The organism is Bradyrhizobium sp. CB1717 (assembly GCF_029714325.1).
Taxonomy (GTDB): Bacteria; Pseudomonadota; Alphaproteobacteria; order Rhizobiales; family Xanthobacteraceae; genus Bradyrhizobium.
The window spans coordinates 7,440,976-7,455,015 of sequence record NZ_CP121666.1; the positions used below are offsets into that span (position 1 = coordinate 7,440,976).

Genomic DNA, 14,040 nt, shown 5'->3' on the forward strand with positions numbered 1-14,040 from the left:
AGCCTCCCTGAGAATGGAGCCACCGTTGGCACTATATCTCTCTGGCAGCCAATCTAGCTTCGTTTAATAGTTTAGTCAACATACCTATTTGACGAATAGAGGGGGCGTACCAACTCAATCGATGTAAGAGATTGTTTCGCCAAAATTAAAGAGTTCGGGCGCGACAGGCGACTGACGCTCTTCCTCGATGTGAGCTGCCAGCCCTGCGCAGCGCCCGACGGCCGCAACCGACCGCATGGCTCCGACTGGAAACTCAATTTCATGAAGAACGGCACCTAACGCACCGGTGACGTTGAGTGTAATGTGCCGCTTGGCGTCCTTGTCGATAGCCGCGCTTAGTAACTTGATCAGAGAGATGTAGTCGCCCTTCACTCCCGCGTCACCGGCAATCTTGAAGAGACGTTCAGCCCTAGGATCGCCTGAAGTGTATTGCTGGTGACCGAAGCCGGGAATGCGCCGTTTTTGCTTCTTGAAGTCTTGGACCACCTGATCGGCCCAGGTAGCCTTCTCACCTTCAAAGGCTATTCCGTCGCTTAAGATGCGGCCAGCACCAGTCATCGTACCCGCAAAGCGGTTGCCTACCATCAGAATGCCAGCAGCCAAGGGAATTTGCACGTCGTCTGGATTTGAATCTGCCACCAGGCGGGCGACGAGCGCCCCGGGCGTGAGCCCATGATCCATGAGAATCAAAAGGGCTGCATCGAGGACCTTGGTCTGAGCTTCCGTGGGGCGACGCCCCGTCACGATAAAATAGAACCCCTGCGTAAAGGTCATCTCGCCGACGACGTGAGACAGCGCATCGCACCCTCTCATTCGCAGACGAGCGACATCGTTCGGATGACTGCCAATCCTGGTTGTAGCCATTTCTCTACCTTTCTAAGCTCGGAAACCGTTTGCGCGAGAGCGTAGAGCCTACTATCCGCGCTGCAACTCCAGGATCGCTTCCGTGGAGTAACCCAGTGGACCGAGAACCTCAGCCGCGTGCTCATTGAGGTCGGGCGCAGCATTCAACGGCTGGTCCGTACGGCTCCCGTCGTACCGAACTGGACGCCTGATGGTGATGTGCGGACCATGGACGGGATGGCTTATCTCGGTAAACGTATCTAGATGACGCACCTGGGCATCATCCATTACCTCTTGCAAGGTAAGGATCGGCGCATGAGGAACGTCGTTATCAACCAAACGATCAATCCAATATTTGCGTTCTTGCGTTTTAGCCGTAGCCCCGAGCTCCTGCGCCAGCTGCTCGTAGTTCTCCATACGGCCAGCGCGGCTCTCGAACCTTGGATCAGAGCCCAAGTCCGATCGATCGAACGCCTTCTGGACACCAACCCAGAATTTGGTTGGCGAGGACATATGAATTGCCAAAAGGGCGCCATCGCTACAGCGCAACGCGTAGGACTGCGATGCCCTTACTCGCATCAACGGATCCGGCTTGATCCCGGCCATGGTATAATTCGCAAACGGATCAGCGATGAAGGCGATGGCCGATTCCAGCATGTTAAGCTGAATTGTCCTCGCCGTACCGGTTCTTTCGCGCTCGAACAACGCCCCTAAGACGGCGTAGCTCGCGTACATGCCGGTAAGATTGTCGACCACAGAGGGCCCTGTGATCTGCCCCTCTGCCCCGAGCATCAGGCCGGAGATACCGCTCAGCGCCTGGCCAACCGCATCGTAAGCCGGTCGATCGGCATAAGGTCCAGTGTCGCCGAACCCGGTGATCGAACAAATAATCAGGCGCGGATTCACCTCACGCAGGCGCGCCACCCCTAGTCCCAACCTGTCCATGACGCCCGCTCGAAAATTTTCGATGAGAACGTCCGCCGTTTCAATCAACTTGAGGAACGCTTCGCGGCCCTTTTCTCCCTTCAGGTTGAGAACAACGCTCCTCTTGTTCCGATTATACGTGCAGAAGTAGGGGCTATAGTTCCCTCCACGAAAGGACCGAAAGGGATCTCCATCGGGGGGATTTTCGACCTTGATGACGTCTGCCCCAAGATCGGCAAGCATAGTCCCTGCAAGCGGTCCAGTGATCATCGCAGTGAGCTCGATGATCCTAATACCTGTGAGGGAGCTGCGCGCGTCTTTGTCCATGATTAGCCCGCTCGATTTGGTTGCATTTCACCGCCAATTCAGAAAATATATATTGGAAAACTACCTTTGTCGACAGATATTCTTTTCGTTCGGATGGAGAACTGGGTCGCCATGAAAGTCACATCAACGATTGCAAAAATCAAAATCGACAACTCCTATATGGGCGGCTACCTCGCCCTGCCGCGGGGCGCCCCCCGCGGCGGAGTAGTCGTTCTGCAGGAGATCTTCGGCGTTACGCCAGCCATGCGCGCCATTGCCGACGATTTTGCGACCGAGGGCTATGCCGCCCTAGTGCCTGATATCTATTGGCGAATGCAGCGAGACCTCGACCTCGGTAACGGCGAAGATCCTGCCCAAAGACAAGCGGCAGTCGATTTCTCCGAGCGCTTCGACGAACGAGTCGGAACGACTGATATCTGCGCAAGCCTTGATTGGCTTGCAAACTACTTGAAGCAGTCGTCGCGACCCGGCCTCGTGGGCTTTTGCCTTGGAGGTCGCCTGGCCGTTCGCGCCGCTTCGCTCACCGAAGTGGCGTGCATGGTCTCGATGTACGGAGTGCGGCTCGACTCGCTCGGTGAGGAGATCAGGAAGGCGAGAAGCCCGATGCAATTCCATTTTGGTGAAAATGACAATCACAATCCCATGGTCACGATCAACCGGATTCGCGAAATCGTGACGGAGAGAGCTGCGCCGAACGACGAGTTCTATACTTATCCCGACGCGGAGCATGCATTCTATAATCGGTTCCGGACGGACCGATTCAACGAGAAGGCCCATCGTCTTGCCAGGTCACGCGTCGTAAGCTTCCTTCGGCAGTATATTGGGTGATATGAAAGAGTGACGTTTATGCCTCCTTCTATCAAGCCGTGGTCAGTGTGATCTGATCTCTATACGCCCAGGATCAGAATTATTCCGGCCATGACCACCACGACGCAAGCACCCAAGAGTGACGAGTCTAAGTGCATCCTCGTTGCACCCCTCGGCTGGGAGGAGCGGACGACGATGAAGGCCTCAAGATTTTCGGACGCCTAGAAGGCGTTCATCCTGAAGCAGGGCCATGACGGGGGTGCAGTGGCGGAGATCTGCCGCAACGCCGGGATCAGCCAGGCGACTACTTCAACTGGAAGAAGAAGTATGACGGACTGCTGCCGACTGACATGCGGCTGTTGAAACAGCTCGAGGATGAGAACGCCAAGCTGAAGAAGTCATGGTCGCTCGTGGTGGCCTCGGTGTCGAGATCCCGCCTGAAGAGGTGCCCGGTCGCCAAAAGGAGCTCGTACGCGCCTGTCGGCTGGCGGCAAAGCCCGTCATCATCGCGACGCAAATGCTCGACTCGATGGTTGCCGCGCCCACCCCGCCGCGGGCGGAAGCTTCTGACGTTGCGACAGCAATCTATGATGGCGCGGACGCGGTAATGCTGCCTGCCGAATCGGCGAGCGGAGCCTATTCGATTGAGGCAGTCGACATGATGGACCGCATCATGACAAGCGGCCTCGCCACCGACGGCTACCTCGCGCTGACAACCGCCACGCCCGACGTGGTGATGATCGGACGAATGGACGAAGGCATGAGCCACTTGATCCTGCTCGCTGTACCTCTCTTCGTCTTCCTCGGCCTTCTGATCGAGATGACGGGCATGGCACGAGCCATGGTCGGGTTCCTGGCGAGCCTCTTAGGTCACGTCCGTGGCGGTCTGCATTACGTGCTGGTCGGTGCGATGTACCTGGTTTCGGGCATTTCCGAGTCCAAGGCGGCGGATATGGCTGCGGTGGCTCCTGTGTTGTTTCCCGAGATGCGGCAGAGAGGAGCAAAGCCATGCGATCTCGTTGCGCTCCTTGCCGCGACGGGGGCACAGACGGAGACGATTCCCCCGTCACTGGTTCTGATCACGATCGGCTCGGTGACGGGCGTGTCGATCTCGGCACTGTTCACCGGCGGATTGCTTCCGGGCGTGGTGCTCGCGATGATGCTTGCGGCGGTCGTGTGGTGGCGATACCGCCGCGAGGACCTGTCGCACGTCAAAAGGGCGGCGGGGTGGGAGATCGGCCGCGCCTTTGTCATCGCGATACCCGCGATCGCCTTGCCGTTCGTGATCCGGACCGCCGTCGTCGAAGGCGGCGCGACCGCAACGGAGGTCTCAACCATCGGCATCCTGTACTCGGTCTGCGCGGGTCTCTTGATCTATCGGCAGTTCGACTGGCGCCGGATCTATCCGATGCTGGTCGAGACGGCCTCGCTGTCAGGGGCGATCCTGCTCATCATCGGCGCGGCGACGGGCATGGCAGGGGCGCTGACCCAGTCGGGATTTTCTGCCTCTCTCGCCAAGTTCATGACCAGCCTTCCCGGCGGCGTGCCCGTCTTCCTGGCTGTGACGATCGTGACTTTCGTGATGCTGGGCAGCGTACTGGAAGGGATCCCGGCCATCGTCCTGTTCGGTCCGCTGCTGTTCCCGATCGCGCGGCAGGTCGGGGTGCACGTTGTTCACTATGCGATGGTGGTCGTTCTCGCGATGGGCATTGGTCTGTTCGCGCCGCCGTTCGGCGTCGGTTACTACGCGGCCTGCGCTATCAGTCGGATCAACCCGGACGAGGGCATGAAGCCGATCGTGGGCTACATGATTGCGCTCTTGATCGGCACGCTCATCGTCGCCGCGGTACCCTGGCTGTCGATCGGCTTCCTTTGAGCTGGACGCCTCGCGGACAAAACCGCGAGGCTCCGCGTCAGGCGAATTTAGGCAGGTACAGCGGCAGACCTTCGCAGGGCATATCGATCTCCTCGACCTGGCCCTTGCCGACTTCGGTGACGCGCAGCTTCCTGCCCTCGAGCGTGAAGGCGCAATTCGTCGGCTGCGGTCCATCCAGCATCAGCCGGTCGACCACTTCGCCCCGGCGGTCCAGTACCGTGACGTTCTTCTGGTTGTAGACCGTGCAATACAGCCGGCCGTCCCTGCCAAAGGCCATTCCATCTGGCCCTTTGAAATCGGGATTGGCATCGGGTTGCAGGACGTTGCCGAAGACCACGCGTTTCGGCGCAGCCTCGGCGAGCACGTCATTAGAAGCCACGGAAGTAGAGGTCCGGCGAGCCATCACGCAGCCGGCCGGCCCTCGATCGGGTTGAGGTCGTCCACCAGGAACAGGAAGACGTCGCGATCGGACGCGTAGAGCGTCGTCGTATCCTGGCTGATGTCAACATGCGGATTATAGACGCCGGTCGACCAGTCGAGTATACACCGGCTGCCGCGTGGACCGTAAGCAGGCATCGCCCACACTCTTCCGAGCATCATTACCACGATGCGCGTTTGACAGCCTACTAGCTAAACCTCTCATGAAGCTGACCAGAACCTTTTGGGGCGATGGAACGACCCGAAGAAGCGCGTCCAGTCAGATCCCCAGAATACAACGGGATGATGGCACAGCTTTCAGCTATGGCCTCGAGATTGGCGAGCGCTGATGACGGGGGAGCCGTGTCTCTCAGATCGTCGACCGGAAGAAACAAATGAGTGGGCTGCCCCGTAAATCGTAGAATGATTTCCCTTTAATCGCAGACTAGGTCGAAATTGATGTGTCTTATCCCATGCTGGCGTAGGCTCTCGACGGCCGAAGCCGTCAGTTCCTCGCTCTGCACGCGGTTGACAGACCTTTGAACCACCGGATCGAAGTTCTGCACGCCGATGCTCGCGCGGCCGACGCCGGCCGCTTGCAACGCTTCGACCATCTCGGCCGTGAGTCCACGCGGATCAATCTCTATGGCGATGGTAGTTGACTTGCTGAACTCAATGCGGTGGCGCAGAAGCTCCATCAAAGCGAGAAAATCGCTGGGTGCAATGGTGGTCGGCGTGCCACCGCCGAAATGCACGCGCTCACCGGCAGAGCGCGCGCCACTTGCTCTGCGACCAAACCTATCTCGTCCGGCAATACTGCGAGATGGTTGCGAACCCGTCACTTGCTGCGAGTAAGGCTCGTATGGAAGCCGCAATACCAACATATAGAGCGACAGAACGGAACGTCGCCGCAACATTGAATCTCTTCCGCAAGAGAGTTTGCGGACCCGCGAGGTCCAGCGCGTAAGCAGCAGTCGCACGTGAGCCGTGAGCAAGAGCCGGAAGGCGCTTGGCGTCCCTCGTGATTTGTCCGCGCTGGGTCGGTTCATCAGGTGCCGCCGCAGCCACGGAAAGCTCAGAGGCGTGCGGTTCATCACCTTCAACCTTCAGACGGCGCTGAGAGCAGGACCTGCGACCACGTCTCAAATGGGCACACTCTGCTGAAACGCGCGTCTAGAGGTTCGCATGCAAATTATCCAAGCGATCGAACCCGCGCTCGATGAGAGACATTGGAAGATAGCTGAAACACAAGCGGACGTGACGGCCACTTCGTGGGCCATAGTTCCGACCATTTATAAGGTGCACGTCGTGCTCGTGGCTTGCAGCTTCAATAAACCTCTCCGGATCCGTACCCGCGGTAAGCCGAACCCAGAACGAGAAGCCCCCGCTTGGTACCCTGTACCCCGGCTCGCAAATCCGGCTTCGCTGCAACAACCTATGTACGCCGTCACGCTTCGCTCGGTAGTGCTCGCGCAAGCGTGCTATGTGCGAGTCGAGCGCGCTCGATTGCAACAATCCCAAAACGACATTACTGAGAACGGGACTTACGCCACCGTCGCGTTTGAGGTGTGCAAGCCCGTTGATGATGTCAGACTCCGCAAGCACCCAGCCCACCCGAAGTCCCGGTCCGGCAATTTTTGAGATGCTATGGACATTGACCACGTTGTTGCCCGGCGCCAACCAATGCGCTGGACCGTTATAAGGCAACTCAGAATACACAAGATCCTGCACCAAGAGAGCGCCACTGCGGGCTAGCAGTGCCGCCAGTTTGGCCACATAGTCGTACGACATCTGGTGCCCGGTTGGATTATGAAATGCCGGCATCGTGTAAAAAAGCTTCACCCGGGTGCTGGTCTGCAGGATTGCCTCCACCTCGTTCAGATCCACACCCTCTGCGGCCATACCTAGCTGGACCACGGTTGCGCCCGCGATCGAAAACATACGCAGTGCACCCAAGTAAGAGGGGTCCTCCGTCAGGACCACGTCACCGCCGTCAATCCAGCCATCGGCAAGCAATTGCAGGGCCTGTGAAGCTCCTCCCGTCAGCATAACTTGGTCACGCCCCACACCGTACCTCAGTGCCAGCTTTGTACGAAGTTCGGGCAAGCCCGCCGAATCCGTATACTGCGGCAGATCGGCGGGAGCCACGCCTGTCCGTCCGTCGAACGCGTCAGGCCACGGCAGTTCTGCGAACATTACCGGGTCGGGCAGCGCGTAACCGAAATTGATACCCTTCCTCGCACTTGAGGCGTCGAACGGCGCAAAACCTCGAGCGAGAGCGCTCCGTTTTGAAATGCGCATATTCATGGCTTCGTCATTCGGACCTTCATGATTGTCAAATTTTTCCTTAGCGAAAGCGCTTTTTTGTACTCAAGGCAAAGCTTGCAGGTATTGGCGCGCCAAAACGGGGCAGGTCCACCGACGCTTTTGGCTGGGCTGCTACAGCTGACCTCTCGAGGGACGGCGCCCACGCCTCGCCAAAGTAGTTCCGGCCGTAGCCCATCGCGAGCTCAGGTATTACGGGATAGAGTAAGCTCAGGAACAGCGAGATCTGGACAGAATTCCATGTCCCATTTTCTGCATTTTCGAAGGCAACTAGCTCGAAATACCTGTCGATGATATCAAGGGCGTCCCAGAAGCGAAGGGCGGTGACCGCGGCGGCGTAATCATCAGCGAAGCGGCGGCATTTCGGGGAGAGTTCGGTGCTCTCTGCGGTGCCTGCGCTTTCTGCATATCGCCGTAACGCATCCTCCCAGACCCGAATGCGTGAGGCTGCCGACATGAGCACATCGAGATCGAAATGGTTTGCGTCGGTTCCAAACGGCTTGGCCACCCGTGCCAGCGCATAACGGAGTACGTTTGGGCCCACCGCGCGCGCCACCTCATCGGCCCAAAGAGCATGATCACGACTGGTAGAAAACTTCTCGCCCTCAAGCTTGTAGAAATCTTGGACGGAGTTGTTTTTTGGAATTGGATAACCGCGCGCGAGCTGAGCGCCCGCCACACCCAGCGTGTAATAGAAGCGATTATCTTGTCCCATGAAGAAGAGAAGCTCGCTGTTCTCGTCGTGCAACGTCGCGTTCGCGTCCAGACCTGAGCGGGCGCATAGCTCGCGAATTCCGGTGTCGAAGCACCAGAGGCCCTCAAACCATGTAAGCAGCGTTTGGCCGGCTAGAGAATCAGGCTCTTTGATCTCCACTCCGTGCTTAAAATGGCGGGTCATCGGCAAGCCACCGACTTCGCGGCGTAGCCAAGCACGCGCCTTGGAGCGTATCGGCTCGGACCATGCGCTCTCTCCAATGGCTTCGTCTAGTTGGCCAGCGAGACGTGGCATGTCGAACATGGCCTGCGCGATGGGTCTTAGCACAAGATCGCGGCCACAGCTTGCGTGCCGCGCTTCACGGATGGTGTCGTGCTGAAGAGCCAACCCACAGTTCTCACACAGGTTGCTATCGCAAGGCGATGAGCAAGCCGGGCATCGACCAGTTGCAAGCGAGTCCGCAACGAGCTCACTGCAATGTTCGCAATACAGTTGGACGCCCGGCCGCACGCCGACGTAGCCGGCCACTTGCAGCTCGCTAAATATCGCTAGCGCATTTTCCTTGTGAATTGCGCTAGACGTTCGCACGAACACATCAGGCGTGATTTGCACGGCGCGCAGACACTCCAAGATCTGCTGAACATATTGTTCTGCGACCTCGCCAAAGGATCGGCCGAGCCTTCGTGCCGCTTCGAGCGTATGTGTGCCGTGCTCGTCCGAGCCAGTGATGTAGTAGGCCCGATGGCCAGCCATGCGTTGAAAGCGAACGAAAATATCCGCGAGTAAATACACACCGCCGATGTGGCCGAGATGTAGTTTGCCGTTAGGACAAGGCGGCGCGGGACAGACAAAATAGGTGCGCACGTCAATCCCACCAGATCGAGATAAATTTGAGAGCGCTGTCTTGGCTGATATTGCGGATAGTGTGCGTCTGGTGTGGCGACATGTAACACAAGGTCGTTTCGCTGACATCGCGGACCTGACCGTCGACTTCGAATTCTCCCCGTCCAGAGATCAGCAGCCACAGTTCGTGCTCCTGATGATCGTGCGGGTCGACCGCATCGCCTGGAGCGAGTTCCACGATTGAAGCGCCAAATGCTGGGCTGATCCCCTCCGGGAGATGCTCCAAAAGGCGCCAGACCAGAACGCCGTATTCGGTTCGCATTAGAGAATGGTCGGCCCGCATCGTGTACACGCTGGTCTTCCTCGGACGTGGCTATCAATTGCGATAGAATATGCCATTGGGACGCTTTAGGTTTTCAAGATCCGCCACAGCGTCCTCTGGTGGGTTGTAGGCGCGCTTCATGCGGTTGTATTCGGCGCGCGTCGGACCGCCAGTGGATGCGCGCTGGAATACCAAGTGAATCGCGCGGCGCGACCGATCGCTCTTGTTTGGCAAGGAGTAATGGGGCGCATAATCGTCGAAAATCAAAACGTCGCCAGCTTTCAATCGCACCGGCTCCCATGTGAAGGTCTCGGCGATCTCTGGGGAAAGCACGCCGCCAGCATCCATCGGGAACATTCCTTCCTTGTGGCGAGCTGGCGTGAAGAACAGCCCACCGTTACCCGGGTCGGAGCCGTCCACGGCAATTGATGCAATTGCGTGGACCATGCGTTCGGGTATCTTGTGGGGGACATGATAAATGTCCTGATGAGGGCGGTATCCGCCGCTGTCCGGATACTTGAAGATCAGGAGTTCCTTCAACATCCGTGTCTTCTCATTCAAGAGTGTCTCGACCGCCGTACGAATGCGGCCATCTGCTAGAAGCGCCTCCCGTAGAGGGGCATGGTAGTCTAAGAAGTTCTCGGCCTTGGAGATAAGCTTCCGGCTGTCACTCGTCTTCTCGAACCACAACATCCACTTGTCGGAGCTTACATCCCAACGTGCAACTTCCTCAACGTAACGAGAAATCTTGTCGCGGGTGGCTGGATTGAAGAACTTTGCCAATCGAAGATATCCATCGTGGTGCCATTTCGATTGTTGCGCCTCAGTCAGCATGTGTGAGCTCCTTCCTAAGATGAGATGGATCGGTTGTGCTTTGTTCGAGGCGGGTTGCTAGCACTGCATTTAGAGCGGTCGCGCCCAATAAGCTCAGCAACATCACGTCAGGGCCGAATCCAAGGACCAGCTGCCCTCCGACCATGGGAAAGCCGAAGAGACCGAGGAAGTATGCGAGGGTAAAGATCTGCGAGGTCGTGGGCACGGAGACGCCGTGCTCGCCGGCGAGATTGACCGCTATCGTGTTCAAGGTTGAATAACTTAACCCGTAGCCGGCGGCAAAAAGGACGGTAGCTACGAAATGGAGCGAGGTGCTGCCACTGTTGAGAAGGAACAGCACCAGGGACGCAGCGGTCATTAGGATGAGAGCGAACGCCAGTCGGCGTAACGGCAGGCTGCCTATGAGGTGAGCGACTGAGAAGCGCAGCACCACACTCGTTGCAGTAAAAACGAGAAAGAACAGATCGGAATTCAAGTGATGAGATGCGGAATACGCACTCTGATATGTGGACAGCCCCGCGAATATGCAGGCTGAAATCGCAATCATGGCGACGGGGAGTGCCGTGCATTTCTGAAGGAGTGTCGTTGTAGCGGCTAGTGTAATTGCGATATCGGGCATAGCCAGGGCCGATAGCCTCGACATCGCGCGTCTAGTAAGGTCTACGCAGGCGGCGGCGAGCAGGCACGCAATCGCAAGCACGGTGTAGATCGTGGCCAACGAACCAGTGTATCTTGCGAGCAAGTGACCAAGTGGGGCAGCTAGGCCAAGCCCAGCCATTTGTGACCCCGATAAAAACGTCAAATACTGAATACGTGCCGACGGCCGCAGATGGCGGATGAGCTGCAGCGGCGCCAGAATGAAGAACACGGACCAAGCAGCGCCCACCAGGAGTCCTCCACCATACGCTGCTCGCGTATCGATGGTAGCGCCGGCAAAGGCCAGCATGGCTAACGCCATAAACAGCGATGCGACGGCCAACGTTGGTAATAGGCCTATCCGCTTTGACAGCCACCCTGCCAAGTAACAGCAAATGAGAGTCGTAGCCATGCCACTGGAAATGATATGACCCGCGGCACGACTGTCCGTTTCAAGCGCATCCATGTAGTCCGGCAATAGAAAACTAGTGCCGTAAGCTGCTGCTACGACAATGGAAGCAATCAAAAATGGAACAAAGGCGCGGTAGTCGAGCGTGCTTGGAAGCAGCTCGGCGGTGATGACCGTTCCATCCGCGATGCGGCCTCGCAGCGGCGAGGCAGAGCCACCGTTCATGTGCCAACCAATACGTGTCGGGTTGATTGCATCGCAACTACACCGGCGTCTCGTTCAGACGTGTCCAAAGGTGCGCACCCCAGAATCATCTGCCTGTCGGATGTATTCAAATAGAACGGTCGGCCGAGGAGGCTGTTGATAATTTGGCTGTTGCGGTACGCGACCAAAGATAGATTGGCGCTCTGCAATCCGTGTTGCACGCGGCTCTGATTTTGTAGGTATATTGGTCCTGGCATGTGCCGACCGAAGCGGACTGCGTAGTCCGGCCCCAGCACGGGTAACCCACCTTCCTTACACGCCCCCTCGAGGAGGGCCTCCAAGAAAGGCGGCATACGTGGTTGGAACCCTGTAGCAAGCACTATACGATCGACGACAACGCTGCTACTTCGTTGCGTTGCAATCTCATCTAGATCCACTCGCCAGCGCTTGTTGTGCGACGTGATGTCTTTCACCACTGCGCTGGACAACACACGAAAACGGTCGGCCAGCGTGCGATCCACGCTGCGGTCGTACCGCATCTCATAAAGGCGGTTGCATAAATCGGCAGAAATGCCGTCGCTCGTAAGCATCTCGCCCTCGACTATGTCCCGGCGTTGCTGAAGCGGTAAAGCGTGAAAGCGGCGGCTATAGGCCGGCGTGTAAGCCTCATTCACAAAGCTGTTGTCGTCCATGGAGAACAAGTTTGAGCGCGACGTTACCCATGTAATCTGGGTGGATACAGAACGACCAAGAATGTCCTCGATAATCTCAGCCCCGCTCTGACCGCCTCCCACTACGAGCACATGCTCAGCTGCATGCGGTAGCTGCCGATCGAGATAATCGGCCCCATGGTAGACGGTTTCACATGACAAAGATCTGGCACAGTCGGGGATATTGGGCTCTACGCCTACGCCCACAACGATAGCACGGGTCAGATATGTGGTTGCATTCGTGCTGATACGATAGCCATCCCTAAACGGAACAACGTCCGTGACGTCCTCGGAGAACCGGAGAGTATTGAGCCGCCCTGCGACCCACCGGTAATACTCGATGAACTCCTGCCGGGACGTTGAAGCATTGCGCTTGTTGACAAAGCTGTAGAGCCGGCCATGCAGTGCCAAATAGTTGAGAAATGAGTGTGGGCTCGTAGGATCGACCAGGGTCACGCAATCCTTGAGCGGCGACACCTGTAAGCGACTGTTGGGCAGCCCAAGCCCTGGATGCCAGAAAAATGTGTCTCGCTTGTCTAGGAAACGTGCACGGAGCGGAGTTGGTTCAATAAGCGCTGCAAGACTGAGGTTAAATGGGCCGATCCCAATTCCAATAACATCCAGCATTTCCACAGAAGTCTCTTTGAGCTCGCGCAAGTTTTTGGTCTCGGGGCTCGCGCAAATTCTGCCTGGGTGCGGATTCTGCCCTTCATGACTGAGGCACGCTTGTGTGACTTGGGTTGGGGCAGCGGCTTGGCCTGTAGCCGCAGGAGACGTGATGAATTGCGCATCCGCAATAGCCGCGTCGTGCAACCCGTCTGCTGGAATCGGCAACCATCTCATCGGTGCAAAGTCCGGTTGCAACCATCTCCCCCGTCCCCACCCGGCGGTCTCTGCTCATTAGCAACCGCCGTGCCAGCGACAAAATCTCGACTGCGCCTTGTTGGACAGAAGAACATGCCGACGCACAGCGTTTCGTGCGGAGTTGCTCCGGCAGCTCTGTCATATTTGCGACATTGAGGTGGTAATCGGACATTCAGGTACGGAATACGAAGCGCGCGTATCCATAGCTGAGGAAGCTGATTGAAAGCGCAGCTCGGCGTATTCCGCCGCGGTCTCGTTACGGTGCACGATGATTTCGCAGGACCTGCTCGGCTTCGCAACGGCGCGCAACAAGGGAACGTGCAATAACCGCTTGAACATCCGGCGCGACGCGTTGGAGGCGTCCGTACTGAGCGGTCTCCGCACGCATCTCATGGAACCCGAGCTGTTTAAGGAATTCTGCCAAGAGTTTACCCGGGAGGTGAATCGACTCAGGATCGAGCGCGGAGCCGATATCGAGGCGCAAAGGCGCGAACTCGAGCGTACCGACCGCGAGCTGGATAAAGCGGTTCAAGCTATCCTTGATGGCGTTCGGGGAGTGAAGCTGAAGGAAAAGATTGGCGCTCTGGAAGCCCGCAAGGTCGAGTTAATAGACCTCCTGGCGAACGCGGCGGAGCCGCCGCCCCTCCTTCACCCGAATATGGCGGAGATCTACCGTCAACGCGTGGCCGCCCTGTACGAGAGCCTGCAAGGTGAAGGCGGGAGAGCCGAAGCGGCGGAGGTTTTGCGCGCGTTGGTCGATCAGGTAACACTTGTCCCCGATGGCGAAGAGCTGGCGATCGTATTGCGCGGCGACCTGGCCGCGATCCTGCGCTTTGCGGCGGGCAAGAAAAACCCCGACTTCCTTTCGGAAGCCGGGGCTCTGGATGGCTTGCTATCGCAAGCATCGGTGGTTGCGGGGAGGCCCAACATCCGATTATTGCGATTGATTAAACAAATCAAATGATCTGTGATCTTGATCTGAGG

General features: G+C 57.6%; 12 protein-coding genes and 3 pseudogenes. 4 read left to right on the top strand and 11 right to left on the bottom strand.

Going from position 1 to position 14,040, the window contains the following annotated elements; translation table 11 throughout:
• Nucleotides 1–114 precede the first annotated feature (114 nt).
• Nucleotides 115–864: a citryl-CoA lyase gene (locus QA649_RS34895; RefSeq protein WP_349254044.1), complete on the bottom strand. Its 750-nt coding sequence runs from the start codon at nt 862–864 to the stop codon at nt 115–117.
• Nucleotides 865–915: 51 nt separating this feature from the next.
• Nucleotides 916–2,094, bottom strand: coding sequence for a CoA transferase (locus QA649_RS34900; protein WP_283021199.1), 1,179 nt, complete (start codon nt 2,092–2,094; stop codon nt 916–918).
• A 66-nt stretch (nt 2,095–2,160) separates the two neighbouring features.
• On the opposite strand from QA649_RS34900, the gene QA649_RS34905 reads away from it, so the two are divergent.
• From QA649_RS34905 to QA649_RS34915, 3 genes and pseudogenes are all read left to right on the top strand, one after another.
• On the top strand, nt 2,161–2,922 hold the full coding sequence (locus tag QA649_RS34905; protein WP_283021200.1) for a dienelactone hydrolase family protein: 762 nt from the start codon (nt 2,161–2,163) through the stop codon (nt 2,920–2,922).
• A 213-nt stretch (nt 2,923–3,135) separates the two neighbouring features.
• Nucleotides 3,136–3,329: pseudogene (locus QA649_RS34910) on the top strand (transposase); the annotation flags it as partial.
• Nucleotides 3,302–4,777, top strand: a complete 1,476-nt coding sequence (locus QA649_RS34915; RefSeq protein WP_283021201.1) for a pyruvate kinase — start codon at nt 3,302–3,304, stop codon at nt 4,775–4,777. The pseudogene QA649_RS34910 and the gene QA649_RS34915, both read left to right, overlap by 28 nt.
• 37 nt (nt 4,778–4,814) lie before the next feature.
• Here QA649_RS34915 and QA649_RS34920 read toward each other — a convergent pair whose 3' ends face one another.
• The 9 genes and pseudogenes from QA649_RS34920 to QA649_RS34960 form a co-directional block, all read right to left on the bottom strand.
• A complete protein-coding gene (locus QA649_RS34920) occupies nt 4,815–5,180 on the bottom strand; it encodes an SMP-30/gluconolactonase/LRE family protein (RefSeq protein ID WP_349254045.1) in 366 nt (121 codons plus the stop codon).
• A pseudogene (locus QA649_RS34925) lies at nt 5,149–5,320 on the bottom strand (DUF932 domain-containing protein); the annotation flags it as partial. The gene QA649_RS34920 and the pseudogene QA649_RS34925, both read right to left, overlap by 32 nt.
• A gap of 317 nt (nt 5,321–5,637) precedes the next feature.
• Nucleotides 5,638–6,098, bottom strand: a pseudogene (locus QA649_RS34930) (radical SAM protein); the annotation flags it as partial.
• 269 nt (nt 6,099–6,367) lie between these two features.
• Complete coding sequence (locus QA649_RS34935) at nt 6,368–7,501, bottom strand: PLP-dependent aminotransferase family protein (protein ID WP_283021202.1); 1,134 nt, start codon at nt 7,499–7,501, stop codon at nt 6,368–6,370.
• A gap of 40 nt (nt 7,502–7,541) precedes the next feature.
• A complete protein-coding gene (locus QA649_RS34940) occupies nt 7,542–9,098 on the bottom strand; it encodes a class I tRNA ligase family protein (protein ID WP_283021203.1) in 1,557 nt (518 codons plus the stop codon).
• Between the two features lies 1 nt (nt 9,099).
• Nucleotides 9,100–9,420 carry a cupin domain-containing protein gene (locus QA649_RS34945; protein WP_283026169.1) on the bottom strand — a complete coding sequence of 107 codons (321 nt, stop codon included), beginning with the start codon at nt 9,418–9,420 and terminating at the stop codon, nt 9,100–9,102.
• Nucleotides 9,421–9,453: 33 nt separating this feature from the next.
• Entirely contained in the window at nt 9,454–10,233 is a 780-nt protein-coding gene (locus QA649_RS34950; protein WP_283021204.1) for a phytanoyl-CoA dioxygenase family protein, read from the bottom strand.
• A complete protein-coding gene (locus QA649_RS34955) occupies nt 10,223–11,503 on the bottom strand; it encodes an MFS transporter (protein ID WP_283021205.1) in 1,281 nt (426 codons plus the stop codon). Before QA649_RS34955 ends, QA649_RS34950 begins: the two co-directional genes overlap by 11 nt.
• Nucleotides 11,500–12,849: a SidA/IucD/PvdA family monooxygenase gene (locus QA649_RS34960; protein ID WP_283021206.1), complete on the bottom strand. Its 1,350-nt coding sequence runs from the start codon at nt 12,847–12,849 to the stop codon at nt 11,500–11,502. The genes QA649_RS34955 and QA649_RS34960 overlap by 4 nt, the downstream gene beginning before the upstream one ends.
• Nucleotides 12,850–13,324: 475 nt before the next feature.
• On the opposite strand from QA649_RS34960, the gene QA649_RS34965 reads away from it, so the two are divergent.
• Complete coding sequence (locus QA649_RS34965; protein ID WP_283021207.1) at nt 13,325–14,020, top strand: hypothetical protein; 696 nt, start codon at nt 13,325–13,327, stop codon at nt 14,018–14,020.
• Nucleotides 14,021–14,040 lie beyond the last annotated feature (20 nt).